General features: G+C 46.9%; 26 protein-coding genes, 2 tRNA genes and 2 pseudogenes. 16 read left to right on the forward strand and 14 right to left on the reverse strand.

All coding sequences use genetic code 11. From position 1 onward, the window contains the following. The first annotated feature begins 20 nt into the window (after positions 1-20). Genes LEPBO_RS0110265 through LEPBO_RS0110290 form a run of 6 tightly spaced genes read left to right on the forward strand, consistent with a single transcriptional unit; the run spans position 21 to position 2,501 of the window. Positions 21-1,334, forward strand: a complete 1,314-nt coding sequence (locus LEPBO_RS0110265; protein WP_017287476.1) for a hypothetical protein — start codon at positions 21-23, stop codon at positions 1,332-1,334. Next, positions 1,319-1,450, forward strand: a complete 132-nt coding sequence (locus LEPBO_RS44385) for a hypothetical protein (protein ID WP_017287477.1) — start codon at positions 1,319-1,321, stop codon at positions 1,448-1,450. Before LEPBO_RS0110265 ends, LEPBO_RS44385 begins: the two co-directional genes overlap by 16 nt. After that, positions 1,447-1,590: a hypothetical protein gene (locus LEPBO_RS42855; protein ID WP_017287478.1), complete on the forward strand. Its 144-nt coding sequence runs from the start codon at positions 1,447-1,449 to the stop codon at positions 1,588-1,590. The genes LEPBO_RS44385 and LEPBO_RS42855 overlap by 4 nt, the downstream gene beginning before the upstream one ends. Next, a complete protein-coding gene (locus LEPBO_RS0110280; RefSeq protein WP_017287479.1) occupies positions 1,577-1,966 on the forward strand; it encodes a hypothetical protein in 390 nt (129 codons plus the stop codon). Before LEPBO_RS42855 ends, LEPBO_RS0110280 begins: the two co-directional genes overlap by 14 nt. A 5-nt stretch (positions 1,967-1,971) precedes the next feature. Continuing rightward, complete coding sequence (locus tag LEPBO_RS0110285) at positions 1,972-2,235, forward strand: hypothetical protein (protein WP_017287480.1); 264 nt, start codon at positions 1,972-1,974, stop codon at positions 2,233-2,235. Then, entirely contained in the window at positions 2,232-2,501 is a 270-nt protein-coding gene (locus LEPBO_RS0110290) for a hypothetical protein (RefSeq protein ID WP_017287481.1), read from the forward strand. Before LEPBO_RS0110285 ends, LEPBO_RS0110290 begins: the two co-directional genes overlap by 4 nt. Here LEPBO_RS0110290 and LEPBO_RS36695 read toward each other — a convergent pair. Both LEPBO_RS36695 and LEPBO_RS0110300 read right to left on the reverse strand, forming a co-directional pair. Next, entirely contained in the window at positions 2,498-3,625 is a 1,128-nt protein-coding gene (locus tag LEPBO_RS36695; RefSeq protein WP_017287482.1) for a tyrosine-type recombinase/integrase, read from the reverse strand. The genes LEPBO_RS0110290 and LEPBO_RS36695 overlap by 4 nt on opposite strands. Before the next feature lie 155 nt (positions 3,626-3,780). After that, positions 3,781-3,854 (reverse strand) — tRNA-Pro (locus LEPBO_RS0110300). Positions 3,855-4,925: 1,071 nt separating this feature from the next. Between LEPBO_RS0110300 and LEPBO_RS0110305 the strand changes: the two genes are divergently transcribed. After that, positions 4,926-5,666 (forward strand): hypothetical protein, encoded by a 741-nt coding sequence (locus LEPBO_RS0110305; RefSeq protein ID WP_017287483.1) that lies wholly within the window; start codon positions 4,926-4,928, stop codon positions 5,664-5,666. A gap of 9 nt (positions 5,667-5,675) precedes the next feature. After that, positions 5,676-7,196, forward strand: coding sequence for a PAS domain-containing sensor histidine kinase (locus LEPBO_RS0110310; protein WP_017287484.1), 1,521 nt, complete (start codon positions 5,676-5,678; stop codon positions 7,194-7,196). Between the two features lie 143 nt (positions 7,197-7,339). Here LEPBO_RS0110310 and LEPBO_RS0110315 read toward each other — a convergent pair whose 3' ends face one another. The 3 genes from LEPBO_RS0110315 to LEPBO_RS0110325 form a co-directional block, all read right to left on the reverse strand. Continuing rightward, positions 7,340-8,050, reverse strand: coding sequence for a MarC family protein (locus LEPBO_RS0110315; RefSeq protein WP_017287485.1), 711 nt, complete (start codon positions 8,048-8,050; stop codon positions 7,340-7,342). Between the two features lie 110 nt (positions 8,051-8,160). Next, positions 8,161-10,290: an MHYT domain-containing protein gene (locus LEPBO_RS39965; RefSeq protein ID WP_017287486.1), complete on the reverse strand. Its 2,130-nt coding sequence runs from the start codon at positions 10,288-10,290 to the stop codon at positions 8,161-8,163. Positions 10,291-10,542: 252 nt separating this feature from the next. Further along, positions 10,543-13,707, reverse strand: a complete 3,165-nt coding sequence (locus LEPBO_RS0110325) for a GAF domain-containing sensor histidine kinase (protein WP_017287487.1) — start codon at positions 13,705-13,707, stop codon at positions 10,543-10,545. 332 nt (positions 13,708-14,039) lie between these two features. On the opposite strand from LEPBO_RS0110325, the gene LEPBO_RS0110330 reads away from it, so the two are divergent. Beyond that, complete coding sequence (locus LEPBO_RS0110330) at positions 14,040-14,564, forward strand: hypothetical protein (protein WP_017287488.1); 525 nt, start codon at positions 14,040-14,042, stop codon at positions 14,562-14,564. A gap of 254 nt (positions 14,565-14,818) precedes the next feature. Here LEPBO_RS0110330 and LEPBO_RS0110335 read toward each other — a convergent pair whose 3' ends face one another. After that, positions 14,819-15,175, reverse strand: a complete 357-nt coding sequence (locus tag LEPBO_RS0110335) for a hypothetical protein (RefSeq protein WP_017287489.1) — start codon at positions 15,173-15,175, stop codon at positions 14,819-14,821. Positions 15,176-15,948: 773 nt separating this feature from the next. Further along, on the reverse strand, positions 15,949-16,443 hold the full coding sequence (locus tag LEPBO_RS0110340; protein WP_017287490.1) for a GlcG/HbpS family heme-binding protein: 495 nt from the start codon (positions 16,441-16,443) through the stop codon (positions 15,949-15,951). A 203-nt stretch (positions 16,444-16,646) separates the two neighbouring features. On the opposite strand from LEPBO_RS0110340, the gene LEPBO_RS0110345 reads away from it, so the two are divergent. The 4 genes from LEPBO_RS0110345 (at position 16,647) to LEPBO_RS0110360 (ending at position 20,368) form a co-directional block, all read left to right on the forward strand. Next, positions 16,647-17,135 carry a nucleoside deaminase gene (locus LEPBO_RS0110345; protein WP_017287491.1) on the forward strand — a complete coding sequence of 163 codons (489 nt, stop codon included), beginning with the start codon at positions 16,647-16,649 and terminating at the stop codon, positions 17,133-17,135. 203 nt (positions 17,136-17,338) lie between these two features. Further along, entirely contained in the window at positions 17,339-18,571 is a 1,233-nt protein-coding gene (locus LEPBO_RS0110350) for an amidohydrolase family protein (protein ID WP_017287492.1), read from the forward strand. Between the two features lie 145 nt (positions 18,572-18,716). Further along, positions 18,717-19,880, forward strand: a complete 1,164-nt coding sequence (locus LEPBO_RS0110355) for a BMP family ABC transporter substrate-binding protein (protein ID WP_225885703.1) — start codon at positions 18,717-18,719, stop codon at positions 19,878-19,880. Positions 19,881-19,936: 56 nt separating this feature from the next. Then, a complete protein-coding gene (locus tag LEPBO_RS0110360; RefSeq protein WP_036045643.1) occupies positions 19,937-20,368 on the forward strand; it encodes a GlcG/HbpS family heme-binding protein in 432 nt (143 codons plus the stop codon). 218 nt (positions 20,369-20,586) lie between these two features. On the opposite strand, the gene LEPBO_RS45040 is transcribed toward LEPBO_RS0110360, so the two are convergent. From LEPBO_RS45040 to LEPBO_RS36715, 5 genes and pseudogenes are all read right to left on the reverse strand, one after another. Beyond that, positions 20,587-21,024: a squalene/phytoene synthase family protein gene (locus LEPBO_RS45040; RefSeq protein WP_026148539.1), complete on the reverse strand. Its 438-nt coding sequence runs from the start codon at positions 21,022-21,024 to the stop codon at positions 20,587-20,589. Positions 21,025-21,092: 68 nt separating this feature from the next. Then, entirely contained in the window at positions 21,093-21,251 is a 159-nt protein-coding gene (locus LEPBO_RS45045) for a hypothetical protein (protein ID WP_017287495.1), read from the reverse strand. A gap of 6 nt (positions 21,252-21,257) precedes the next feature. Continuing rightward, a pseudogene (locus LEPBO_RS40915) lies at positions 21,258-21,554 on the reverse strand (fasciclin domain-containing protein); the annotation flags it as partial. Between the two features lie 194 nt (positions 21,555-21,748). Next, positions 21,749-22,198, reverse strand: a complete 450-nt coding sequence (locus LEPBO_RS0110380) for a DUF2141 domain-containing protein (RefSeq protein WP_017287497.1) — start codon at positions 22,196-22,198, stop codon at positions 21,749-21,751. Between the two features lie 55 nt (positions 22,199-22,253). Beyond that, positions 22,254-22,742: pseudogene (locus LEPBO_RS36715) on the reverse strand (ATP-binding cassette domain-containing protein); the annotation flags it as partial. Positions 22,743-22,856: 114 nt separating this feature from the next. Here LEPBO_RS36715 and LEPBO_RS36720 point away from each other — a divergent pair. The 3 genes from LEPBO_RS36720 to LEPBO_RS45315 are packed head-to-tail and all read left to right on the forward strand — an operon-like array spanning position 22,857 to position 24,333. Further along, the gene (locus tag LEPBO_RS36720; protein ID WP_239741341.1) at positions 22,857-23,510 is read left to right on the forward strand and encodes a sensor histidine kinase; all 654 of its coding nucleotides are present in this window, start codon (positions 22,857-22,859) and stop codon (positions 23,508-23,510) included. Beyond that, positions 23,507-24,133, forward strand: a complete 627-nt coding sequence (locus tag LEPBO_RS0110395) for a response regulator transcription factor (protein ID WP_017287500.1) — start codon at positions 23,507-23,509, stop codon at positions 24,131-24,133. The genes LEPBO_RS36720 and LEPBO_RS0110395 overlap by 4 nt, the downstream gene beginning before the upstream one ends. Next, positions 24,109-24,333 (forward strand): metal-dependent hydrolase, encoded by a 225-nt coding sequence (locus LEPBO_RS45315; protein WP_026148540.1) that lies wholly within the window; start codon positions 24,109-24,111, stop codon positions 24,331-24,333. The genes LEPBO_RS0110395 and LEPBO_RS45315 overlap by 25 nt, the downstream gene beginning before the upstream one ends. A gap of 115 nt (positions 24,334-24,448) precedes the next feature. On the opposite strand, the gene LEPBO_RS0110405 is transcribed toward LEPBO_RS45315, so the two are convergent. Further along, a tRNA-Ala gene (locus LEPBO_RS0110405) sits at positions 24,449-24,521 on the reverse strand. Between the two features lie 26 nt (positions 24,522-24,547). After that, entirely contained in the window at positions 24,548-25,033 is a 486-nt protein-coding gene (locus tag LEPBO_RS0110410; protein ID WP_017287502.1) for a hypothetical protein, read from the reverse strand. Positions 25,034-25,063 lie beyond the last annotated feature (30 nt).

Below are 25,063 nucleotides of genomic sequence, written 5' to 3' on the forward strand. Positions count from 1 at the left end.
CTACTAAAGGACTCATAAAAATGGCTGTGAAAGAGAAAGTAATCGCAAAAGATATCGACGGCAATGAGTTACAGGAAGGCGATCGAGTTCAGATTGTGGAGCTTGGAGGTATGTCGTCAATCTGGCTGAACAAAGCAGTCACGATCGCGGAGTTTTCGAGCAAGCCGAACGGAATTCACTGCAAAGTTTTTTCAGAATGTGCTCCCGACACCAAGTTTTCATGGAGGGCAGATCATTTAAGAAAAATATCGAGCGCAATGATTGAGCAATCTGAACTTGGTGCTCTCGCGGCTGAAATCATGCGGCTTCATGAGGAGTGTGAGAAGGCACTGAATGTTGCCCGTGTAGCGAGAGAGGCGGCTAGAGAAGCGTCGCGATCTGCACTCGAACACGCCAAGCTTTGCGGAGAGAGCCTCGTTATAGCAAAGCGACGAGTTGGGCATGGAGCGTGGGAAGCGTGGCGTGGTGAAATGCTCAGAATTCCGTCGTCAACCGGGACGCTCTATCAACGTGTTTTCGAGCGATGGCATGAACTAGAGTCCATGACAAATATTGAGGAACTAAGTCTAAGAAAAGCCGCTGAGCTGCTCAAAAAACCTCGAAAACCTGCCACGCTGAAAAGTATTAGTCCTTCACACAACGAAGCGGATTTGCCAGCGACGCAATCTATCGAGCATTTGAGTGATAGCTCCGAGCATTTGAATGATAGCTCCGAGCATTTGAATGATAGCTCCGAGCGTTACGAAACAACCCCTGACTATGGCGAAGCGGTGAGCGAGGAAATTGCTGAGTCATTAATGAATTTGGGTGTGATGCCATGCAAGCCCTCAATCAGTCCAGAAGAGTTCAATCGAGAGATGGCGAAGTCCGGACTCATTACTCAGGACGTTAAAATCATCAATCCCAGGCTGAAGCGATGCGAATTCCTCTGCAATGGAGTGCTGAAGAATGGCGTAATTTCTGGGGTCTTATTCGATTGGAAGCGGATGACCGTTGCGGCGGTGCTGATCGATTATGACGACGGCAAGCAAATTCAAGTCCCATCTTCAAACGCATGGCTGATTGATGAAAGCAATAGTGAATCAAACGATCAGCCGATTAATCGATTTGCAGCGATCGAAGAAATCGAAGCAAAGGGTTGGTACTGGGATGTGCGGCGATCGTTCTGTAAGCACCCAGGGGACTACTGTTATTCAGCGCACCTGACTACGCCAGACGTTAAGAAGACGTTCTCCGCTACGAAGTACGAATGCCTGGAAGATGCACTAGAAAATTGCATCGAACAAGCGAAAACAGCAGGGCTGTGGGAGGTAGAGGAATGCCAGAAACAGTAATTATCCCGATCGAGCTTTATCAGCAACTACTGGACTATCTCAAGGATCGAACAATCCTAAGCAATCAGGCAAAAGAGCTAGTTAAACAATTAGAGCAATCCAGGGAGGCGAAATGAGCTTGATTATTACCTTTCTAATTGCGATCGCGCTGGCTCTGATTCTGCGATGGATTTATCGGAGCTTGCTCGGGTTAATGCAATCGTTCAGCGATGAGTTAGAGAAAGACGATGAGAGGAAAAAAGATGGCAGAGATTGAATTGCAACAGAACTTAAGAGCAGGAATTGCTCAGAAGATGATCGACTCAAACGAAGTTGCGAAGCTTCGACTCAGAACACTCAAATCTGTTCTTCCAGTAGAAATCAAAAGCTGGCTAGAAGGAGTCGCAATCTATGCTGATTTCTGGGGAGATAAAAGCGCGAATCCGCCCGTACTCTATCCCGTGATTGCGTTTAATCATGGCAGTCGTAGATCGGCGTTCTTGGAGCCAGAGAACCTGGTCTGGCTAGAGGCACTGACGTATCGAACTTACCAGTACACAGGAATCGCTCACATTCTGATTCAGGACGGAAAACAAGTCCAAGTTTCAAGCTATTGCCCATCCACGCATAAATACACGTTGTGGAGCGTTTGACATCGATGAGCGAAATGAAGGAAACAGATTTATGTCACAAAGCAGAAGCAGCAAAGATCCTTCAGTGCCACCCTGACACCCTGAAACGATGGAGAGGAAAGAAGTTGATTGAAAACATTCACTATGTTCAACGATCGCCTAGATCGATTCGCTACGTTCGCCCACTGATTGAGGATTTGGCAATCAATTGGAACAATGAAGCAGGGCATCAAAGAGCGATCGAGAACTATCGAGCAGGACTACTGAGTAACAGGAAAAAGAAGCGATGAAAAAAAACTTACCGAAGTCAGCTTGTCCAAGCTGTGGCTACGTTGTGGATGCCGCGACAGGAGTGGGTCACAACGAACAGCCAAAACCAGGTAGTTATGGAATTTGTTTGCGCTGTAGCACATCACTCATATACACAGAATCGCTAACCGTCAGAGCAGCAACGTTTATAGAACTAGAGCGACTTAAGCAAGGTAACCTAAGCAGTTACCAAGCGATGCAATATACGATCGCAAAAATTCGAGAAGAGGCAGCAAATCGCAATTAACCTCGATACAGTGACCGAGCCTTGGGAAAACCCACAAACCGGGCATAATACTCGAACATTGTTTTGGGATCATGGCCCGTCATCGCACAAACCTCTAGCGGATTCTGACCATCCATTAATGACAGCGAAACAAAGGTGCATCTCGTTTTACTCGGAGGCAATTGCTGAACATCCAATGTACTCACCACTGCCCACCATGCGTCATTGAACGTGCGATAGCCAATCATCCCACCAGTGCGACGCGACGGAAATACTAAATTCTCTGGGCTGTAATTCGGAGGACGACGGGCGAGTAAAATAGCACTCAACTCGGGCGGAACCTCGAAATAGCGAACCTTATGGTTCTTAGTCGATTTGCGCTCCTTAGAGCGATTCACTGCTTCAGAAATGGTGATTTTGGAGCAATCCCGCGAAAGTGCGCCCCATCGCAATGCAGCCGCTTCCCCAAACCTGGTTCCGATGGAGAACTGGAAAATCACTAAGTCGAGATAAAAGCTGTAATCCGGACTCTCTCGAAATGCAGCAATGATCTTTAACGCCTCGTCCGCTTCAAACGGCTGCGGCACACTCTGAGACGGAACCTGCATCGAATCCGCAACAACCTTGCAGGGATTCTCTGAGATGAGTTTTTGAGCGATTCCCCAATCAAACGCAGCCGACAGCAACACAAGCCGTTCATAAGCGGTAGAAGGTTGCTGTCTTTCTAGTAGCCAGTCTCGAAAGTTGAAGCAGTCTTTCGAGCTAGTTTCTGATGCAAGTTTTAGTCCGAAGAACTGTTCTATGTGTTTTTTGAGAACTGAATATTTTTCAAGAGAAGTAGAGCCTATAGATATTTTTTTAAATTCAATAAATTGAATAAATAAATTTAAAAGATCTATATCCCCATTCTTTTTAGAATCCGGCTGATATTTGCTCAAGGTCGGATCAAAGTGACCTGTTTCCATGTCGCGCTGGATGACAGCAGCTTTGTTTTGCGCGATCGTCTGATTCACTGCGTCGTCATACAGTCCCAGTGAGAGCCAGTAACGCTTACCGTCTCCACCAAGCGTTTTTGTCCAAGTCCACTGAAGCCGTAAGCGATCATTCACAGTCTGAACGACAACATTTCCTTTCCTTTGGGTCATGCGTTCTCCCTCAAAACTGAGATCTTACGATCTCACTTGATGCCCCAAACCGCCCTGATTCGTCCCAATTTGCCCCTATCTTTTAAGAATTGGGTGATTTAATTTTCGTGGTTCCAAAAATCAAAAACCCGCTCTTAGAGCGGGTTCTGATTCAATCGGAGCGGCGGGATTTGAACCCACGACCCCTACTACCCCAAAGTAGTGCGCTACCAAGCTGCGCTACGCCCCGATATAAGGTTTCAGCGATCGAATCATCATTTAAGGATAATCCAACAGCAGAAAGTATCGGATATTTTTTATGAGTTATCGCTTGACCTTTTTTAGGATATCACAAATGTCCGCATAGGCAACATTCGTTTTCCGCCAAATTGGCACCGAGGTGCTGCGAGACTATTCAACCCAGTTGGGGCCTCGTTGGAGACATCTCGAAGAACGTTTATATTGATCAGCGTAATGGTTATACGTCTGCGACTGCAACCTGCTCCCTTTTTCCCGGCTCAATCGATCTTGAGATCGGGTTATGATCAGTTACGACGTAGAGTATCAGCTAGATAGACTGCGTTCATTGTGCTTCCAATTAGGGAGATTCTACTGTTTTTGGGAATGGTGTAAATGTTTGGATCAAGCTCACTGATTGCGGCGGATTGTCCTCTTTCACCGCGATAGTAGATGACGATCGCGGTTCTTTGGCGATCGAGGATGTGTTCGAGATAGGTGACTCGTTTCTAAGAACACAATATTCGGTTTCTTTCTGAGCCAGTCTGATCATCAATGACGGTTGAGCTTCTCTTTTGAAAAGTGAGATCGCGGCAACACTGAAAACAAAGTGTAATATGGCTCGTTTACTGGGTACTCAGTTTAGAGTTTGTAACTTAAGCCATATACTTGCTCCTCAATAAAAAATCTTTTTACTTTAGTAAAAAATGAAATACAGATTTTTTCGTTGAGCGATCGTAATCTCAAAAGATTGAGTTGGACGCTAGTTTCATTCAATCCTCAAGATACATGCACGTAGTAAACCAATATTATCCAGCAGCAAAAAAGCTTGATGCACGGCTTAGCAGTTTGAACAGCATATAAAGTATCGCGAAATGCTCAACTGAGAGCAGCATCCGCACCATCAGAAGAATGAGTGAGCAAAGCACATTGTTAGACAGCGAACGTCAGCGGGAATCTTATAGACATCGCAAGATTGACTGTCTGAGTAGGAGTTACGTTTCATGCACTGAGAGACTTTCCGTGCTTTTGTAAAGACTTCCTGCTTGAGTGCACAAAGAAACTAACTACAGTGCCTGTAACTATGTATAGCCTAACCAAGTTTACCCTAGGAGATATGACTGAGTGTGGTGCGGCTCTGCGCAAGCTAGGCACCGGAGCAGACAGCATGGAAGAAGTTGCAAACCGGACGGCACGCTATTTCTACGAGCACTTTCTAGACCCAGAAACAGGTCAAAATGCTTTCGCGCTAGTTCGATTCTTTAAAACTCATGCCTATCATGATCTAGATCCAGAACTTCGACACTTCGCTGATCGGATGCTGAGCAATTCACCAGCACAGCCAGAGATGAAGTGTCTAACTCTATTAGCAACAGCAGGGGATCAACTCGAATGGAACGATCGCGCTGCTTCAAGGGGGCATCAAGCCATTCCATTACCCAGTGAACAAATCGTTGCTCAAGCTCCAATGATTTCCCAATTGATCTCCCAACTTGGGCTAACCATTAACAACGTACTGTCTCCTGATCCCGATCTGCTAGTCAACTTACAAGAGCGCACCTACAACGTTTTTCATATTCCAGAAGCCAAAGGCTCGATTCATATTCCGGCTCAAGAAGACTTTATTCACCCGTTCCAAATCAAATCAGTCCTTGGTTTTGGAGGCATGTTGCCTTCTGGAAACCTAATCGCAGTTATTTTATTCTCCAAAATAGCAATTCAGCGGGACATTGCTGAGCTTTTTAAGCCTTTAACCCTCAACATCAAAATGGCAGTCTTACCATTCGACCAGCAGTCCGTTTTTCGTTGTGTAGTCCGTGCTTAAGTAATTGTCGTGGAACCAAAAAACAAAGTCGTCGAAACCGATCGATCAGCAGAAATTGAACAACTCAAGGCACAGATTGTAACCCTAGAACAATTGCTGGAAGTCTATGAACAAGAAACTTCTAGCAAATCGACGAAGCTAGAACAAGCGCTCGCACAACTTCAAGAACATACACAACAGCTGAGTCATGCAGAAACAACCCTAAAAGCCCTGCGGTCTATGTTAGACAGTATTGGTGATCCAGTTGTTGTGACTGATCAGCATGGTCAGTTTGTGTTTCTGAATCCTGCCGCTGAAACAATTTTAGGGATTCGCGCAAGTTCATCTTTAACGAATTGGGCAAGAACCTGGAGAGACACCCAAGGTCTGTTTTTACCCGACCAAACCACACCTTATCCAATCGAAGAATTTCCTCTCATGCAAGCACTTCGAGGTGAGTCGGTCGATGCAACCGAAGTTTTTGCCCGCACTGCTGAGCCACTGGTGGAAAATTGGTTGAGTGTCACTGCACGATCTCTGCCAGATGAGACTGGCAAGATCCAAGGTGGAGTTGCAGTTTTTCACAATGTTACAAGTCTCAAGCAAACGGAAGTTGCATTACGTCGATCAGAAGCCCATTCGCGAGAACAAGCCCAACAGCTTCACCATGCCCTCCAAGATTTGCAAAAAGCTCAAACGCAGCTTATACAGACAGAAAAAATGTCAGGAATCGGGCAGCTTGTCGCGGGTGTAGCACATGAGATTAATAATCCGATCAGCTTTGTTTACGGCAATATCACACCTGCGAATGAGTACTTCCAGAGTTTGCTGCGATTACTGCGTCTCTATCAAAAACATTATCCAAATCCTGATCTAGAGATTCAGGCAGAACTCGACGAGATCGGTCTCGATTTTCTTGAGGAAGACCTGCAAAAACTGTTGAAGTCGATCCGGTCAGGTGCTGAGCGCGTCCGCCAAATTGTGCTGGCATTACGAAATTTCTCGCGGTTGGATGAGACAGGGATGAAGCCTGTTGACCTTCACCAAGGACTAGATAATACTCTATTAATTCTGCAAAATCGTCTGCAATCCAAGAAAGGATTGCCTGCAATTCAGGTATTTCATCAGTATGGTGAGTTGCCGCTAGTGAACTGTGATGCTAGCCAACTGAATCAAGTCTTTATCAACATCTTGTCCAATGCGATCGACGCGATCGAGACAAGATTGCAAGTATCTACAACGTTCGTTCCGACCATTACGATTACAACAAAACAGCAGGGGGGTGCTATTGTCATTTACATTCAAGACAATGGAGTTGGCATGATGCCTGAGGTCATGCAACGCCTATTTGAGCCTTTTTTCACGACGAAACCTGTGGGTCAAGGGACAGGTTTGGGGCTTTCTGTTAGCTACCAGATTATTGAGAAACATGGCGGAACTATTCGAGTTACATCCGAGCTAGGTCAAGGAAGCCAATTTGCAATCATATTACCGATCAAGGAGCCATCAGATTCACAAAAGCAAAACCTTGCTATTAGAAGCGAAAACTAGCTGCTCAAGGATTCTATGCCTGCAACATGTTGGGTGAGTTCTGAAACAACACGCTCCAGTTTAGAGAGTCGATCGAGGGGTGAAGATGCAACATCATCTTTGACCCGATTTCAGAATGAGTTTGACATCCTAATGTCCGCTCACTAGACCGGATGCTGCTGCAAAAAGTGGATCACACCCGCTTGTAACAAAGCAATTGTGCCATCTGCAATGTATTGCACTGCTAGTGCTGCCAGCAACACTCCTAAAATTCGAGTCACCACATTCACCCCTGTCTGTCCCAACCATTGGGCTAAATACTTTGCCAGCATTAACAATCCGTAAGCAATCAACAGTACGATCGCGGCATCCGTTAAGACGATCACTTCTCCCAACACATGACTTTCAGCTTCCTGAATCAGAATCAGCATACTGGCGAGTGTACCAGGACCTGCAATTAAGGGAATTGCTAACGGAAAAATACTCACATCCTGACGCATGTGTGCTTCTTGTTCTTCTTCTTTGGTTTCTCGCTCACGATGGGCAAACACCATATCAATGCCAATCTTGAAGAGTAAGATTCCTGCGGTCACCTGAAATGCCTCAATGCTGATGTCAAGATAGCGGAGAACAAAGGCTCCAGAGAGAGCAAATGTCGAAAGAATTGCGGCGGAGACGAAAATAGCGCGTCGGGCAATCCGCGCTTGTTCCTCTAGCGATCGACCCTCAACCAGCGAGATAAACAGGGGAACTAACCCGATCGGATCGATGATGACAAACAGCGTTAAAAAGGCTTTGGCGATGAAAGCAAGGGGAAGATGTTGCGTGAAAGCGTGCCAGTCGGCAGGGAGCGACACAAATTGAGCATCAAACATGATGGCTTTGAGTGATCGTTAAAACTATCTCCATAGCTTGCAGGATTTTTATCTATCCCGAATCGGCATAGATAAGTAGATCACATCCCGAGTGCGACTACTTTTGATCGTCAAACGACAGCTTCATGCTTGTTTAGTTGGCAAATTGGAATCTTGATTCTAAATTCTGTTCCCTGACCTGGCAGAGAGCAGCATTCGAGTTTGCCACCGTGTTGGTCGGTGACGATCTGGTAGCTAATCGACATTCCGATACCTGTCCCTTTACCAATCGGTTTTGTGGTAAAAAACGGGTCGAAAATCCGGTGCTTCACCGCTGCGGGTATCCCTATTCCATTATCAGAGATGGCAATCTGCACCCATTGCGTTTCAATGACGGAAGTCCGAATGTGGATTTGGCTGAGTTGGCTCTCTAGATATCGTAATTTGGCATCTCGCTCATCTAACGCATCGATCGCATTCACCAAAATATGCATAAACACCTGATTGAGTTGTCCAGCATAGCATTCGACAAGCGGCAAGTTGCCATACTCCTTCTTGACTTGAATTGCTGAACGTTCCGGAGTCGCTTTCAAGCGATGTTGCAACATGAGTAGCGTGTTGTCGATCCCCTCGTGCAGATTGACTGCTTTGAATTCCGATTCGTCGAGACGTGAGAAATTGCGGAGTGACAGCACAATTTGACGAATTCGTTCTGTCCCGCTTCGCATCGAACTGAGAATTTTGGGCAAATCCTGCTGAACAAATTCCAAGTCCAATTCCTCTACTTGAATTTCAGCTATAGAGGGAGGACAGGACTTCTGGTAGAGACGCACACAATTGAGCAGAGTTTGGCTGTACTGATCCACATACTCTAAGTTGGCATGAATGAAATTCACGGGATTATTGATTTCGTGAGCAACGCCCGCCACTAATTGCCCCAGACTCGACATTTTTTCAGCCTGCACCATTTGCATTTGCGTATTCTGCAACTCGATGAGCGTTTGCTCTAGATCCTGAGTTTTTTGCAAAATTTCTGCTTCTGCTCGTTTGCGCTCTGTGATGTCTCGGAAATACCAAATTCGTCCCCAATTTTCTCCATTCTCTGCATTCACCGGAACTGACGTTCGCTCTAAAGTTCTGCCGTCTTTGAGCAGTAATTCACAATGATCAGATTCATGAATCTGATCATAGAAATAGATGACTTTCTCGAAAAATGCTTGGGGATCTAGCATTTGTTCAGCGACATACGCCAACATTCGATGGTCATCGCGGGTCGTTCTCAGATCGATCGGGACATGCCAGAGGTCTAGAAATCTTTGGTTATGGGCATCAATCTTGCGATCGCAATCGACGACCAAGATCCCATCTAACGAAGACTCCCGCTGGGCTTGTAAAAAAGCACGACTGCGATCGAGTTCCGCCATTTTCAGTTCCAAGCTGTGGCTATATTCTTGGAGTTGCTCAGATTGTAACTGCAACTGGCTTTGCGTCTGTTGTAATTTATGTAGAGTTTGCGCAAGACGTTGGGCTTGAGTGCGATCTAGAAAGGCGCTCAGGAGAACCAGACTCAGAATCAGTCCTACACCTAGACCAATATCGATCGCTAAGATTCCAGCATTAAAGTTCGATTGGATGGGGAGGGCTGAATCGATCACACGGAAGGAAACGGCTGCCATGCCTGTGTAGTGCATCGTTGGAATGGCAAGCCCCATCAGCGTACTACTGGCAAGTCGTCTCAGTGCCCAATTTAACGAGTTTTGCTCTCTCAGCCGAAATGCAAGATACAGTGCGGCACCTGAAACTGCGATCGCGATTCCAACCGATGCCGCAACCAGTTTGAGGTCATAAACAATTGTGGCAGAAATCTGCATTGCTGCCATTCCGCTGTAATGCATCACGGCAATGCCCAATCCCATACAAATGCTGCCTAGAGCCATTTGGGTGAGGTGAATCTGGGGCTGACTCACAATAAACAATGCCACTCCAGAAGCGCCAATGGCGGGCAGAATCGACAAGCCAACCATAGACCAGTTGTAACTGACGGGTATGGGAATACACGAAGCTAACATACCGATAAAGTGCATTGCCCAAATTCCGATGCCCATCGACACCGCACCGCCGAATAGCCAAGCAAATCGGGTTTTGCCCTGGGTCGCTGTGACTCGCCCTGCTAGATCTAGAGCGCTGTATGAGGCAAGAATGGCAATGACGATTGACAAGCCAACCAAGCCAAAATCATAGTGATGGATCGCGACGTGCATGAGCAACTAACTCCAGACTTGTCCATAAGACATACTGGAGTGAGGATTCCCAAGAAATCGCAATTGTATAAGAGCAAGGTAAGACTCAGAGAAAAATCTGAGTGTATGTCTGTACGATATCTGGCTAGAGAATTGCAATCGCTCGAGTCCTGAATCTACAGCGCGTTTCACACAAATCTGGAGTGCAAAATCATTCAACTGTCGTTCAATTCAGGACTCTTGGGCGAGCGAACCGACGTTCTACCTGCTCACTTACCTCACACCTGCCTGGCGAATCGGTAGCTCAACGACAAATTCAGCGCCCTGACCAGAGGTTGAGTGGCAGTAGAGTTTGCCATGGTGCTTTTCCGTCACAATTTGGTAGCTAATCGACAGCCCCAAGCCTGTTCCTTTCCCAATCGTTTTCGTAGTGAAGAAGGGGTCAAATAGCCGAGACAATGCTGCTTCATCGATTCCCAATCCATTGTCCGAAATCCGAATCGAGATAGAATCTTGATCGATCATCGCGGTGGAAATACGAATTTTGCCTGGGGATGTTGCAAGGCTGTCTGGTGATCGTTCAACATTTCGTTCTTCGATCGCATCGATGGCATTTGACAGCAAGTTCATGAACACCTGATTCAGTTGACCGGGATAACATTCCACCATAGGGAGTGCATCGTAGTCTTTGACCACCTGAATCATCGGGCTATCGATCGACGGTTTCAAGCGATGCTGCAAAATCATCAATGTACTATCGATACCATCGTGGATATCTACGGTCTTAAACTCGGCTTCATCCAAGCGTGAGAAGTTCCGCAAAGATGTGACAATATCGCGAATTCGCTCTGTGCCCACCTTCATCGATTCCAACATTTTCGGTAGGTCTTCGACTGTAAACTCTAGATCCGCATTCTGCCAATGCGCTTGAATCTGGGGAATTGAATCAGGGCAATGCTCTCGATAGAGCATCGTACAGTGCAGTAACTCTTGGATGTACTGTTCAGCGTGTTCTAGGTTGCCGTGAATGAAATTAATCGGATTGTTAATCTCGTGGGCAATACCTGCAACCAATTGTCCCAAACTCGCCATTTTTTCGGCATGAATGATTTGAAGTTGAGCCGCACGCAGTTCTCTAAGGGCTTGGGCAAGTTGATCTGCTTCTTCTCGCGTTTGTCCGAGTAGACTCGATTGCTGAAAGAGATTAGCTTGGCGCAATGCAACGCTGATTTGCGCTGCGACTTGGGTGACAAATTCTAGTTCAGTCTCTTCCCACTGGCGAGTCCGACCACATTGATGAATACATAGCAGCCCCCAAAGGGTATCGCCTTCCATGAGAGGAACTGTAATTTGTGCCTTCACCTGGAACCACTCAATCACATCGAAATAGGGCAGCTTCGCCTCAAGTTTGGTCGTATCGGAAATAACTTGGGCAGTTCCTTGAGAAAATTGGTCGAGGTGCTGATCGCCATAACGATCGTGCACCTTGACATTGAGGGCAGAGTCCAAGTTCGGCAGCACATCTTCGGCAATAAATTCTCCACTGCAATATCCAGAATCTGGATCGAACCGGAGAATTCCGACGCGATCAGCGTTGAGTACTCGCCGCACTTCTGGCAGTGCTGCTCTAACGAGCGTTTCCCAGTTTAGTGACTCCCGCATCTTGACGACGATATCAAACAAGATCCGGCGTTGTTCAGCAGCTTGTTGTAGTTCATTGGCGCGAATTTGAGTTTGCGTCAACAAGTTGGAACTTTGCATTGCCACACCCAGTTGGCTCGCAACTTGTCCCAAAAACTCAACTTCGACTTCACCCCACTGGCGTGTTTCAGAATGTTGATAGGCAGCAAGCAGCCCCCAAAGATTGCGTCCGACAAAAATCGGGGTTAGCGCATACGCTCGAATCTTAAATTGCTCTAGAATTTCGAGATGGCAGCGCGAATGCCCAGCTTGGTAGATATCATTGACGGCAAAATGCTCATTGTTGCGATAGCGTCCGCCCTTAGTGTCTTGCAAATGAGTATCTTGCCAAACCAAGTTTTGTCCAAAAGGATTGATGCTGTCCCATTGAGGTTCGACCATGCCAAAGTTGCTGATAAATTCCCCACTCCAATCCTCATTGAAGCGATAGACAGCAACGCGCTCAACCCGCAAGAGTTTGCAAACCTCCTGGCAAGTCATTTTCAAGATCAAGTGAATGTCGAGCGAGGAGCGAATTTTGCCAACGACTTCGGTGAGGGCACGTTGACGGGCGATCGCATCTTGCAGCGCGATCGCCCGTTGTTTCGATTGCTCTAAATTCTCGGCTTGTTGGATGGCGACGCCTAATTGGGCACCCACCTGTTCTAGAAACTCAATCTCAAAGGGTTGCCACTGGCGAGGGCTAGAGTGCTGATAAGCGGCGATGAGTCCCCAGAGTTTGGTTCCGGTAAAAATGGGAGCCAGGACATAAGCGCGAATTTTGAACTGCTCCAAAATATCCAGGTGACAGCGCGAGTGTCCGGCTTGATAAATGTCCGCAATCGCAAAACTTTCATTGTTGCGGTAGCGTCCGCCTTGAGTTTCTTGGAGGTGTGTATCTTCCCAAACCAAATTTTTACCAAAGGGATTCGTCTGCTCCCAAAACGGTTCGACAATCCCGAATTGGCTGACAAATTCACCGCTCCAGTCCTCATTGAAGCGATAAACCGCAGCTCGCTCTAGCTTGAGCAGTTTACAGAGTTCTTGGCAAGCTGTATCCAGAATGATGTGAGTATCTACAGAGGAGCGAATCTTTCCCACAACTTGAGTGAGGGCACGTTGGCGCGCGATCGCGTCTTGCAATTCGGTGTGACGTTGTTCTGCTTGCTTCAGAATCTCTGCCTGCTGCATAGCGATTCCCAAATGCGCACCCGCTTGGGCAAGAAAGCTCACTTCATGGGGATACCACTCGCGAGGGGCGGAATGTTGATAGGCAGCGATTAACCCCCAGAGCTTTGCGCCGACAAAAATCGGTGCGATCGCATACGCTCGGATCTGGAATTGCTCCAGTACTTCGATATGACAACAGGAGTGCCCTGCCTCATAGATATCTGCGACTGCAAACGGTTCGTTTTTGAGATAGCGTCCCCCTTCGGTTTGCTGAAGGTGCGAGTCTTGCCAGACCAAATCTTGTCCGAAAGCGGTTAAGGTATCCCACGGCGATTCAGCAAATCCCAATTGATTCATGAAACTGCCGCTCCAATCGCTGTTAAAGCGATAAATGGCAACGCGCTCGATTTTCAGTTGGCGACAAATGTCTTGACAAGAGGTAGAACAAAGCGATGCTAGGGGAACCGATGAACGAATCCTGGACAGAATTCTTATGAGAATTTTTTGATATTGAACAGAGAGATAAAGTTGATGCTGACATTCCTCAGATCTGGCAGGAAGAGGAGCATGAGAGCCATGAATTGTCATAGAAGGCATAAAGATAATAGAAGTATCTATAACAATTCCCTTTTTCAGCTCTGATATTTTATGTCAACATTAGCGCCTATCTGTACTGAACGGAGGGTTGACGGTGAATACATCACCAGTTGAACGCGATGTTGAAATGTCCCCTTGTCCAGTCGTGTTCTAGACATGTGGAGCAACATGATTGAATGGCTCTTCTGACGAAAATCTCTAGAAAGCTCGCCCTAGGTCTCAGCATTTGATCTCTGCTGCATTTTGCTCCATGGTTTTGATCGTGGTGCAATTTTTTTCGATTTAGAGCACGCTAAGAGTAGGTCGTCTTGAGGAAGAACACGATGAATCCGCTTACTCCAACTGGAATTTCTGAAAGGATGCAGCAAATTGAAGGCACTCTTTCAGGTGTGGGAGAAAAAATGAAAGAAACGGCGACTCTTCCTCTTCTCGAAGCTAGAAGTTTAAGCGATGCGATTACCGCGAATGTCCAAAATTCTGTGCACGCTTGGATCGATGCACATCCCATTTTTGCGTGGATTCTGTTGCATCCGCTTTGGAGCATTGGCATTGCGATTTTTGTCCTTTGGCTCGCATTCAGTTTGTTAACCGCGCTCGTGGATGCAGTGGTGCAATTAATTTCATCGATTCTAAAATTACCGTTGACTGGCTTCAAACGGCTTCTTTTGCCGCGTCGATTCGCTAAGTCTGATTCTTCTCAACGATTGATAGAAGTGCTCGATCGATTAGAAGCTTTACGACAAGAACAAGACGACTTACTGAAACAAGTGAAAACAATGTTAGCGTCGGAGCGCAATGTTAAAGAGAGAGCTGTGTCATCTGATCAAACCTTGTCAGCAAAACGCTAATCAAGTTTTTGCAAGTTTAAGTCTAGACAAGCCGTTGCGTACAGACAATACTTGAACGGATGCAACGCGAAACAATGCTTGACGGTTGAAGCGGATGCTCAACTGAAACGGCGGGCGTTTTGGAATCAACGGAATCTAGTGATGCCGTGGAATTTCCGCAAATCAAGCTAGCGGGCTTTGTCTCAACCCGCTCCAAAACCAGTCTGAAGGAAAGCGATACTTTCAATGAGGATGCTTTCTAGGTTTATCTTTTCCTAGACCGTACCTTCCTCCTCTCCAATCGGCTCTTTCTCACTCGTGGTCAGAGAGCCGTATCCTGAAGTGGTAGCGCCATTGCTACGGTTTACATTGATGTAAAGTTGAAGCGGTTTCTCTTGCCGTACTGTCGCCATAACTGCCTCAAAGCGACTCATCGGCATGTGAAGCACGATGTACTCTCCTATTGGGGCAGGATGCCAGAGATAGTCCTGAGTCAAGGCTGTTCCATCCGGGTAAAAATCAATTCGCCCGACGAATGAGTTGCCGCTGTAGCACATGAGCAATCCGACACGACCTTCAGCTCCGCCGGAAAGGGTGACCGTGTATTGGTCAAAAGATTTTGTTGTCGCCATAAACTACCTCCGATTTGTTTCTGTTTCAGAACTTTGAATGGTCGAGAACATACACGGGCAAGATCGGTAAGTTATGCAAATCCTTCTACGATCGCGCATCAATCAGATCAAGGATTTCGGGCGGGATGATTGACAAGTATTTAGCAGAGTTGCAGAGGCTCGTTTGAAACGGAGACTGTCACTGTTCACAGATTATGGAGCTAAGAGGATTCGAACCTCTGACCCCTTCAGTGCCATTGAGTATAGTCTGTTTCTCATAAGCTAGATATAGGTTGCATTCCAGGATTTGCAATAACCGCAATACCAATGTCGAACCAATCAGATTACACCCAAAATAAAAAATGTTTTATAAGAAATAGGTGGTAACGGTGGTAACAGTAACCCAAAATGCCCACAGATTAACGCTTTCGGCTGTTGCCACCTTAATTTACAAGATAGTCACAGGTAGTAACAGGTGCAATCATGATAAGTCACCAGTACTGACTGAAAGTCAACAATTGCGAGTTTTTCAGCGCTGTTACCACTTCAAAATAAGGTGTTACCACTCCGATCAACGAACTCTCTCCCTGGGAAACCTAACTCGTCCCCTCTCCCAATAGCCATGAAAGAGATCGCAGCATAGCTGATCCTGGCGTTAATGCTTGGGTTAGTGGCTCGGGGGTTTTGGTCAGAGCGACAGGATTGACGATCAATTGCAGGGCGCGCTCGCTAATTTTTTCTATTGGGCAAAAAGTCTGTGAACTGTCAGGACTTGTTACAACTATTTTCTACTCTTACAATCGACTCTGAATTTTCCGAATTCCTGTTTGGGCACACCCTTCGTCTCGTTCTCCAGCCGGTGCACCACCAATGCCGATCGAGCCGATCACCTCGTTGCCCGATCTTATTGGCAAGCCGCCTGCCAACGCGATCACTCCCTCAAAACTTGCCAAAGCTGGAGTCGTAGCGACCCGTTTCGCAAACTCGGCGCTCGGTACGCGAAAGGTCAAGGCTGTGTAAGCTTTGCGCCGTGCGCTATCTAGAGTATGCAAGCCTGCGCTGTCGTCGGTCATCGCTATTTTAGTATTTCCGCCTCGATCAAGAACCACAGCGCTCACGCGAAAGCCTTGCTCCCGACATTGCGCGATCGCCGACATTGCCGCTTCGCTTGCGAGTTCTAGCGAAATTTGCTTTTCATTTCGCACGGATTGACCGAAAGCGTGAGTCCCATTGACCGCTAAAAGCGAAAAGACAACTGTACTCACAACTGCCCTCGTACGTTTTTGCATCTGAACTCTCCTCACAATATTGAACCATTGAACTTCAGAAGCGCGATCGACAACCTAGCGCAAATTCAGCGATCGAGTTTTAATAAAAGTGCCTTGCTCTTTCATTCGGCTGCCCGAATGGAAACCAGTATAAGCATAATGGGCGAATCTCATCTTATTCTGGGCACTTCGATAGAAACTCTAGTGAATTGTTACTTAAGCGAATGATGAACGATACCGAATTGCAACATTTACGTCGCTGTGTAGAACTGGCAGCCGAGGCACTAGAGCTAGGCAATCATCCGTTTGGCTCTGTCCTTGTCGCTGCCGATGGAACCGTTCTTGCCGAGGATTACAACCGCGTGGCATCTGGCGACCAAACCCGCCACCCTGAGTTCGCGTTAGCACGATGGGCAGCGACAAACATGACTCCTGAAGAGCGAGCTACGGCAACTGTCTTTACTTCCGGTGAACACTGCCCAATGTGTTCGGCGGCACATGGCTGGGTGGGTCTGGGTCGCATTGTATATGCAAGCTCCTCGGAGCAACTGGCAACCTGGCTTGCTGAGCTAGGGGTTCCTCCCCTTCCCGTACGCCCCCTGCCGATCCAGGAAGTCATCCCGGATGTGGTCGTGGAGGGTCCGGTTGCCGAACTTGCAGTGCAAGTACACAATTTGCACCGCCGCTTCTATCGCTCATCCCCAACGGAGTGACGTTGTGTGATAGCTACAGTGTCAATGGCTTCACTGAACGCTAAAAGTTAGAAGAGATAGGCTTTATAGTCTTAATGACACTCATGCGTCACCATGACAAATAAAAAATTACTGTACATTTGGCTAAAGCGGCAATTCATGGGCTAGAAGTGGCGCTCAGTGATACGGAAAAGGCAATCCGGTAATTAACAGGAACAGAACCAATGGTCGATTTGCGAATCGTGAATGCTTGTTTGCCAGAGCAAGAAGGACTTTGGGAGATCGCAATTACAGATGGAATCATTACCGGGATCGATCGCACAGTCCAGGGAAACACCATTCTAGATGCCCAAAAGCAATTGGTGATTCCAGGCTTAGTCGATGCTCATATCCACCTCGATAAAGTCTTTTTGCTCGATCGCACTCCTGCTGTAGAAGGTACCTTTCACGAGGCAATGCGAGAAACCCTAAAAGCAAAGCAGGCTTTTACCGTTGCAGACATTCAAGCCAGAGCGCGACGGGCACTCTGGCAAGCGATTTCCTGGGGAATAACCCTGATGCGATCGCATGTCGAAGTAGATCAAGTCATTGGATTGACCGGAATGGAAGCTCTGCTACCCTTGCGACAGGAATTTGCTTGGGGAATTACACTCCAACTGGCTGTGTTTGCTCAAGAAGGAATCACGAATCAACCGCATCTTCCGAAACTTTTGCGTGAGGTAGTCGCTTTAGGAGCAGATGTGATTGGCTCTGCTCCTTACGTCGATCCAGACCCAGAGCAGAATGTGCGGATCGTGTTTGACATTGCTCAGGAGTTTGATTGTGATGTCGATTTTCACCTTGATTTTCTCGATGATGACTTACCGTTGATGCTGCCTTTTGTGATTGCAGAAACTCAACGGCGAGGATGGCAAGGACGAGTGTGTTTGGGGCATATGACCAAGCTCGCGAACTTGCCCCCTGAAGAACTCTTGGAGCTTGCTCGATCGATGCGTTTAGCGGGAATTTCGCTGCTCGCTTTGCCTGCATCTGACTTGTATATGATGGCGCGAAAAGATACGCATCGAGTCCGGCGCGGCGTGGCTCCGATTCACACCTTGGCCACCTCCGGCGCGACGGTTGGTGTGGCAACGAACAATGTGCAAAATCTCTTTACCCCCTTCGGAGATGGAGATGTACTAAAGATTTGTACATTGCTGGCGCAGGTGCTGCATTTAGGGACTGCAAGCCAGCAGGCACAATGTTTAGCGATGGCGACGACTGAGGCTGCCGCAGCGATCGGAGAACTCAATCACAGCATTACACCGGGTCATCTTGCCGATCTGGTGATCTTGAATGCTCATTCTGTCACTGAAGCGATCGCGGCTGCTCCGCTTGAACGAACGGTGATTAAGCGTGGGCGTATTGTCGCTCAGCGCAAATGTGAATCCCAGTTTTGGACTTCCAAATCTGTCTGATTGCTTATCTAGTGAAAATGGCAGCGTCTCTATCTTCTTTTAAGAAGATGAAATAGAAACCGACGATACAGCATTCCACATTGTTTAGAGGTAAGAGATTAATCATCTAAAAAACAATTACATGAGCAATCGATCTTACCGAATTATGAATCGCCGCACAGTCATTCGCGGTCTGCTAGCTGCTGGAGCATTTGGTGCAAGTTCTCGCTTATGGATAGGATGCACACCCACCTCGAATATAGCTACGAATCCGAATCCTACACCCAGTTCTAAACCCCTTGAGATCGGATTCATTTATGTCGGACCCAAAGATGATTATGGCTATAACCAGTCCCATGCTGAGGGCAAAGCAACTGTCGATAAACTGAGTGGAGTCAAAATTGTTGAGGAAGCGAGCGTTCCTGAGACGACGGCAGCCGAAGAAACGATGACAAACATGATTAAGCAGGATGGGGCGACGGTTTTATTTCCAACCTCATATGGATACTTCAATCCTCACAGCTTAAAGATTGCTCGTGAGTTCCCAGAAGTTCAACTTTTTCATCCAAACCAACCTTACAAGGATGAATATCCTAAGAATGTCGGTTTCTACTTCAGCGACTTAGTTGAACCTGCTTATCTGGCAGGGATTGTAGCAGCATTGACTTCTAAGACTGGCAAGCTTGGCTTCATCATTCCAAAACCTATTCCTGTCGTTTTACGGGAGGCGAATAGCTTCGCACTAGGAGCGCAAAGTGTTAAACCGAATATTGTGGTTCAGGCAATTGTGACAGGCGACTGGTCATTGCCTGTCAAAGAAGCTGAAGCTGCAAATAGCCTGCTCGATCAGGGGGCAGACGTACTGACCGGTCGAGTTGATAACATGAAAGTCATCATTACTACTGCTGAAAAACGAGGTGCGTTTTCCTCTGGCTACCATATCAATCAGGCAAGTTTAGCACCCAAAGGGTATTTAACAGGCGTGGAGTGGAATTGGGGCAAGATTTATAGCACTTATGTTGAGATGGTTAAAGCTGGCAAAACCTTGATGAATGGCGGGATTCCTCATGTTGTTGCAGGCGGACTGAAAGAGGACTTCTGTAAGCTCTCCCCGTTTGGTGCATCTGTGAGTGCTGAAACTAAAAAAGCAGTGGAAGCTGCCAAAGCAAAGCTTCTTGATGGAAGTTTGGCGATTTTTAAGGGGGAACTGAAAGACAATAAAGGAAATGTTGTGATCCCATCTGGAAAGACGTATAGCTTGCAAGATCCTCAGTTGCAGAAAATGGATTGGTTAGTGGAAGGCATATTAGGAGATGCAGGGACAAAATAGGTGTTGATTGAGGCTATTCTAGACAAGTTCTCTTCATGCCTTATGGGAGTTTTGGAATGTATGTAAATCGAGTTTTGGACTTGTCTGTGCAGGGGGCAAAGGTGCTGTTGCAAGCAGCGATCGCAAAAGCTGAAGCGATGGGTGTGCCTCAATGTATTGCCATTGTCGATCGAGGGGGCAATTTAATGGTGTTTGAGCGGATGGAGGGGGCTAAACTTCATAGCCAATTTTCTGCGATTCAAAAGGCTTATACGGCAGTTTCGGCAAAGGTTTCTACAGGGCAATTACCAACTGACTTAGCAGTGGGAATTGCCTTGGCATCGGGAAATCGGTTTGCCACAATTGCAGGAGGTTTACCGATCGAGATTCATGGCGAGGTGATTGGTGGTATTGGCATTGGTTCTGGCACAGATGAGCAGGATATTGAAGTTGCTGAAGCAGCAATTGAGGCTTTGAAAGCAGCGATCTCATCTGAAGCAGGTAGTTAAAAAGAATTGAGCAACGATAAATTTACGAATCGTCTAGTTTTTAGCCACAAACTTCTTAACCATTCTCTAAGAACTGAGTAAGCACTGGAAGTTTTTTGTGGATGAAACTCAGATATAGTTCGATATCTCTATTTCAGTAGTCAACACTCTACATTAACTATAGGGCACCTCGAAAAATTAGATTAAGCCCAGAGCCAACTAGGAAAAAGGATGTCAGGCTAGAAGCAGGGATACTGGGAAGATAGTACTGATGAGACAGGGGTTCGGGAAAGACAAAATCGAACAGCGTTAGGCGAAGTTGGAACAGAAGAAAGACTTGCTGGTGCGTTTAGGGGAAGAGATTGAATGGGAGAGCTTTCGGGCGAGTTTGGAAACAGTGCATGAGAAGCCGCGAAAAAGCAAGGCGTATTGAATAGAGTTGGTTGCGTCCCGATGACTGCAAGCGACATCAACCCCACTGTCCCCGCAACTCGGCAGCAAGAGTCATACAAGCTGGCAAAGGTTTCATAACGATTCTGACGGAGATCCATTCGCTGACCTTCGATCGGTTCGCGAAAGGGATGGATGTCGATCTCAAATCGTTCGATGCTATCTGTTAAGGCTGCATCGTAATCGTCCTGTGGCTGACCCGCAACGCTTCGAGCCGTCTTTCCCATCTGTCTAATGTCAGCAAGGTGGTAGCAGCAGATACAACCCCATCCACTAGTTCATCCGTGCGCCGACACTAAGCGTAGATTGCCCAGATTGCTTGGCGTTTAAATTGCGGCAGCAGTTGGCTACTGAGATAAAACGTGGTCGAATTCACGCAAGTGAGTTGACGACAGCGATCGTAAGCATCAGCAATATCAGACGGTGCGTTTTCGGCAAAAGTAAGTTGCAGCATAGAAGATTAGAGATCAGGGGGCAGAATCACACGATCGATGACATGAATGACACCGTTACTTGCTTTCACATCCGTAGAAATGACCGTTGCATCGTTGACCCTAACCTGATTATTTGCCACTTGAACATTCACCGGACTCCCTTCCACTGATTTCACCTGACCAGAGCGCAGGTTCTTTGACTCTAATGCTCCTGGAACCACATGATAGGTCAGTACTTTTCTCAGTGCTGCACGATTTTCGGGCTTCAACAACTGTTCGAGCGTTCCTAGAGGCAATGCAGCAAAGGCTTCGTTAGTCGGAGCAAAAACTGTTAACTAAGTCTGCTCAGACAGCGTTTTAACCAGTCCTGCGGCTTTGACTGCCTCAACCAGCGTACTGAAGTTTGGATTCGAGGCGGCAATATCAACGATCGTTTGGGGCTGACGAGCGGAAGCTTGAACGGATGTAGACGCAGTTCATAACACAGTAAATCCTTGTAGATAACAGCGAAAGATTTTTACAGCAAATATCTCAGAGCGATCTGAATCTTGGTGCTTTCTCCAGCGACGAGAAAGGCAGTGTCTCTGAAACTCGGCGCACGGGTTCCAATTCTCGGATTGCGCGAAAAGCCAAACCCTTCTCTGGGAATGCCGAGAAAACCAGTGTTGAGCTTGCCATCGTCGTTAGAGTCATGAATAACAGCAACGGCATATCGTCCCGGTGGCAGTTGATCAAAGGTAGCTGTCGCTTCTTTAGCTTCAATACAGCGAGAGGCAATGGCGCGATCGCTTTGATTTGGAAAGCCTTGTTCACTCGAAAACAAACTCAGACACAGCGTTCCATTCTGGTTTCTCAATCCGCTAACCTCAACAGTAAGACGGCTATTAGAAACGGCATCCACAGGTAACGTCATCATCTGTACTCCTAAGATTGATACGATCGCTAAACTGATCGATTGTCCGTTCATGTCTTTCTCCTGGTAGAATCTCCGTGAACTTGCTTCAGAAACTATTTCGGCATCCTTAGTCTTTTTGAATTAAGTAACCGTCTTCCATCTCGATAATTCGGTCAGCAATATCAAGAATGCGATTGTCGTGTGTAACAAGCAAAATTGTGCAGCCTTGCTCTTGAGCAAGCCGTTGCATCAGTTCGACCACATCGCGTCCTGATTTCTTATCGAGTGCAGCCGTGGGTTCATCTGCGAGAATAATCTTAGGATTCGCTACGAGCGCGCGGGCAATGGCGACCCGCTGCTTCTGCCCGCCAGAGAGACTATCTAGATAGTAAGTGGTGCGCTCTCTTAGTCCAACCGTCTCCAGCATTTGTTGTGCTTTCTGCTGGCGATCGCGCCAAGGAATCTGGGGATGCAACTCCAGCGTCATCTCTACATTCTCTTGAGCCGTTAAGCTATTGAGTAGATTGTATGCTTGAAAAATGTAGCCAATTTGCCGTCTTGCCTGAACTAACTGCGATCGTGTTGCTCCACACAGTTCTTGATCCATCGCCTTCAGCAATCAATTCCGCTTGATCCACTCGGTCTGAATCTCAGCAACCCCATTCGATTTATCATCTTTACGCTTGCCATCTACACGGCTGCCAGTTTCTTCACGGTCATGCTCAGCCAGATGATTGTGGTGCAACAGAAAAGCGATCAGAAGATCGAAGAACTGACCGAACAAGTTGAATCTTTAGCCGCTACCCTAGAGCGAACCCGGATTGCACGAGAAATTCATGACTCGCTCGGACATACCTTAACCGATTTAGATACCCAGCTTGCGGTTGCTCAAACCCTACGATCGCACAATCTCGATCAATCGTTTCAAGCTGTCGATACCGCAAAACGATTAGCGCGACAGTGCATCGAGGATGTGAGTCAAGCTCTCGATCGAATGCGTCAATCTGACTTCGATCTGAATCACGCCTTGGTTGCGCTCCTCGAACAACTCAGACAAACTTCAACAGTTCAAGTGCAATGGAAAGTAAACTTGCCGCATCTCCCTGTTTATCAGAGCTATCAAGTGTACTGCATTGTAAAAGAAGGATTGATGAATGTTCAGAAACATGCCCAAGCAACTCACGTTTACTTTTCTGCCGATCAAACACCAACAGGTCTAATGCTCAATCTCAAAGATGATGGAATTGGATTTGATGCAACAACACTCAAGCCAGGATTTGGACTTCAGGGTATGATCGAGCGAGTTCAACTGTTGCGCGGACAGTTCGAGTTACAAACCGCACCTACTCAAGGGACTCAAATCTCGATCATACTGCCGCTATGATTCGTCTATTGCTTGTCGATGACCAGGAAATTTTCCGGCAAGGACTCGCGACCATGCTTTCAGTCGAAGCAGATCTGGAAATTGCGGGTCATGCAGCCAATGGACAAGAAGCGATCGAGGCAGCAAAGCATTTACAACCCGATGTGATTCTGATGGATGTGCGAATGCCCGTTTGTGATGGCGTACAAGCTACCCAAGAAATTCATCAGTACTATCCGTGGATTCGGATTTTAGTCCTCACCACCTTCGATGACGATGAGTACATTCTGCGATCGCTTCAAGTCGGGGCACTCGGATATCTCTTGAAGCGGACTCCTGCCCCTGAAATTGCGACTGCAATCCGATCGGTCGCTCAAGGATATAGCCAACTTGGACCGACGATTGCACCCAAAGCTTTTTCTCAACTGAAACCACTGTCCTCGAACTACCATCTCGACGAATTAAGCAAACGTGAAATTGAAGTATTGAAACGAGTAGGTGAGGGGAAGAACAATCAAGAGATTGCACAGGAGCTTTTCCTCAGCGAAGGAACCGTCAAAAATCATGTGACTCAAATTTTGAGCAAGTTAGGAATGCGCGATCGAGTAGCAGCAGCACTGTGGGCGCAGCGGAATTTGATCTAAGGATATCGGAAGTTTCTCTACATCACAAAATTTTGGCAGAAGACGATCCACGGATGAAAGCGTTGTGGGAATGGCATGCCGCTAAAGAACTCGAATACAAAAGCGTTGCCTTCGAGCTGTTCCAACCCGTCAGATTTAGAATATTGCCCGAATTGCAAAGGCTGCTAAAAACTAAAAAAGGTATTCATAGCTTTTTATAGGAGCTACTGCCTTTAAAGGCTGTGAATACGCCCTTAATATTGCACTCCCGCTATTCATTACAAACAGCTTTAGAGATGATTTAGGGACGCTCCCAAGCTTGATCGCTGAAAGGTATGGAGCTAAGGGGATTCGAACCCCTGACCCCTTCAATGCCATTGAAGTGCGCTACCAACTGCGCTATAGCCCCCCAAGCTATTATTTATCCTACTGCATTTACTCCGGTAGAGTTGCAAAAACTTGTTCAACAATTTGTTTCGTTTTCTCTTCTAACTGATTCCAATCGACATCGCCTGTTTCATCAATCAAATGGGTATCGATATCAACGGGATGCTCATCCAGCATGGGAGAGCGAAAACAAATTCGGTAGCATAATTCCCACAGATCGACTTTGATTTGGCGATCGTCTTTCTCTAAATGCAACTCATATCCAGGATATGGTGAAGGCATCTGAGACAATTCGGCTTCAATCTCTGCGGTCTGCTCTGGTGAAGCCGTCTCAAGCTGTTGTCGAAGCTGCAAAACTCTGGCTTTCGTCTCATCTGAAATGTCATCTGCCCAGATTTGCACATCCTGATATGTTCCTCGCCAGGTAGAACTGTCTAACTGCTTGCGAAGATTATCAATCAGGCGGATAAAAGCAGGCTGCATTAGAAGTTCTGCCTGCTGCCAGGTTTCGATCGTTGCAAATTTAGGCTTCATGAGTTCAAAATATCAGCTTGAATTAGTGTA

The organism is Leptolyngbya boryana PCC 6306 (assembly GCF_000353285.1).
Taxonomy (GTDB): Bacteria; Cyanobacteriota; Cyanobacteriia; order Leptolyngbyales; family Leptolyngbyaceae; genus Leptolyngbya; species Leptolyngbya boryana.

Bases quoted from the DNA above. Each gene is read 5' to 3' on its own strand.
- LEPBO_RS0110265 (WP_017287476.1), top strand. From the start codon at position 21: ATGGCTGTGAAAGAGAAAGTAATCGCAAAAGATATCGACGGCAATGAG.
- LEPBO_RS44385 (WP_017287477.1), top strand. From the start codon at position 1,319: ATGCCAGAAACAGTAATTATCCCGATCGAGCTTTATCAGCAACTACTG.
- LEPBO_RS42855 (WP_017287478.1), top strand. From the start codon at position 1,447: ATGAGCTTGATTATTACCTTTCTAATTGCGATCGCGCTGGCTCTGATT.
- LEPBO_RS0110280 (WP_017287479.1), top strand. From the start codon at position 1,577: ATGGCAGAGATTGAATTGCAACAGAACTTAAGAGCAGGAATTGCTCAG.
- LEPBO_RS0110285 (WP_017287480.1), top strand. From the start codon at position 1,972: ATGAGCGAAATGAAGGAAACAGATTTATGTCACAAAGCAGAAGCAGCA.
- LEPBO_RS0110290 (WP_017287481.1), top strand. From the start codon at position 2,232: ATGAAAAAAAACTTACCGAAGTCAGCTTGTCCAAGCTGTGGCTACGTT.
- LEPBO_RS36695 (WP_017287482.1), bottom strand. From the start codon at position 3,625: ATGACCCAAAGGAAAGGAAATGTTGTCGTTCAGACTGTGAATGATCGC.
- LEPBO_RS0110305 (WP_017287483.1), top strand. From the start codon at position 4,926: ATGTATAGCCTAACCAAGTTTACCCTAGGAGATATGACTGAGTGTGGT.
- LEPBO_RS0110315 (WP_017287485.1), bottom strand. From the start codon at position 8,050: ATGTTTGATGCTCAATTTGTGTCGCTCCCTGCCGACTGGCACGCTTTC.
- LEPBO_RS39965 (WP_017287486.1), bottom strand. From the start codon at position 10,290: ATGCACGTCGCGATCCATCACTATGATTTTGGCTTGGTTGGCTTGTCA.
- LEPBO_RS0110325 (WP_017287487.1), bottom strand. From the start codon at position 13,707: ATGACAATTCATGGCTCTCATGCTCCTCTTCCTGCCAGATCTGAGGAA.
- LEPBO_RS0110330 (WP_017287488.1), top strand. From the start codon at position 14,040: ATGAATCCGCTTACTCCAACTGGAATTTCTGAAAGGATGCAGCAAATT.
- LEPBO_RS0110335 (WP_017287489.1), bottom strand. From the start codon at position 15,175: ATGGCGACAACAAAATCTTTTGACCAATACACGGTCACCCTTTCCGGC.
- LEPBO_RS0110340 (WP_017287490.1), bottom strand. From the start codon at position 16,443: ATGCAAAAACGTACGAGGGCAGTTGTGAGTACAGTTGTCTTTTCGCTT.
- LEPBO_RS0110345 (WP_017287491.1), top strand. From the start codon at position 16,647: ATGATGAACGATACCGAATTGCAACATTTACGTCGCTGTGTAGAACTG.
- LEPBO_RS0110350 (WP_017287492.1), top strand. From the start codon at position 17,339: ATGGTCGATTTGCGAATCGTGAATGCTTGTTTGCCAGAGCAAGAAGGA.
- LEPBO_RS0110355 (WP_225885703.1), top strand. From the start codon at position 18,717: ATGAATCGCCGCACAGTCATTCGCGGTCTGCTAGCTGCTGGAGCATTT.
- LEPBO_RS0110360 (WP_036045643.1), top strand. From the start codon at position 19,937: ATGTATGTAAATCGAGTTTTGGACTTGTCTGTGCAGGGGGCAAAGGTG.
- LEPBO_RS45040 (WP_026148539.1), bottom strand. From the start codon at position 21,024: ATGGGAAAGACGGCTCGAAGCGTTGCGGGTCAGCCACAGGACGATTAC.
- LEPBO_RS45045 (WP_017287495.1), bottom strand. From the start codon at position 21,251: ATGCTGCAACTTACTTTTGCCGAAAACGCACCGTCTGATATTGCTGAT.
- LEPBO_RS0110380 (WP_017287497.1), bottom strand. From the start codon at position 22,198: ATGAACGGACAATCGATCAGTTTAGCGATCGTATCAATCTTAGGAGTA.
- LEPBO_RS36720 (WP_239741341.1), top strand. From the start codon at position 22,857: ATGATTGTGGTGCAACAGAAAAGCGATCAGAAGATCGAAGAACTGACC.
- LEPBO_RS0110395 (WP_017287500.1), top strand. From the start codon at position 23,507: ATGATTCGTCTATTGCTTGTCGATGACCAGGAAATTTTCCGGCAAGGA.
- LEPBO_RS0110410 (WP_017287502.1), bottom strand. From the start codon at position 25,033: ATGAAGCCTAAATTTGCAACGATCGAAACCTGGCAGCAGGCAGAACTT.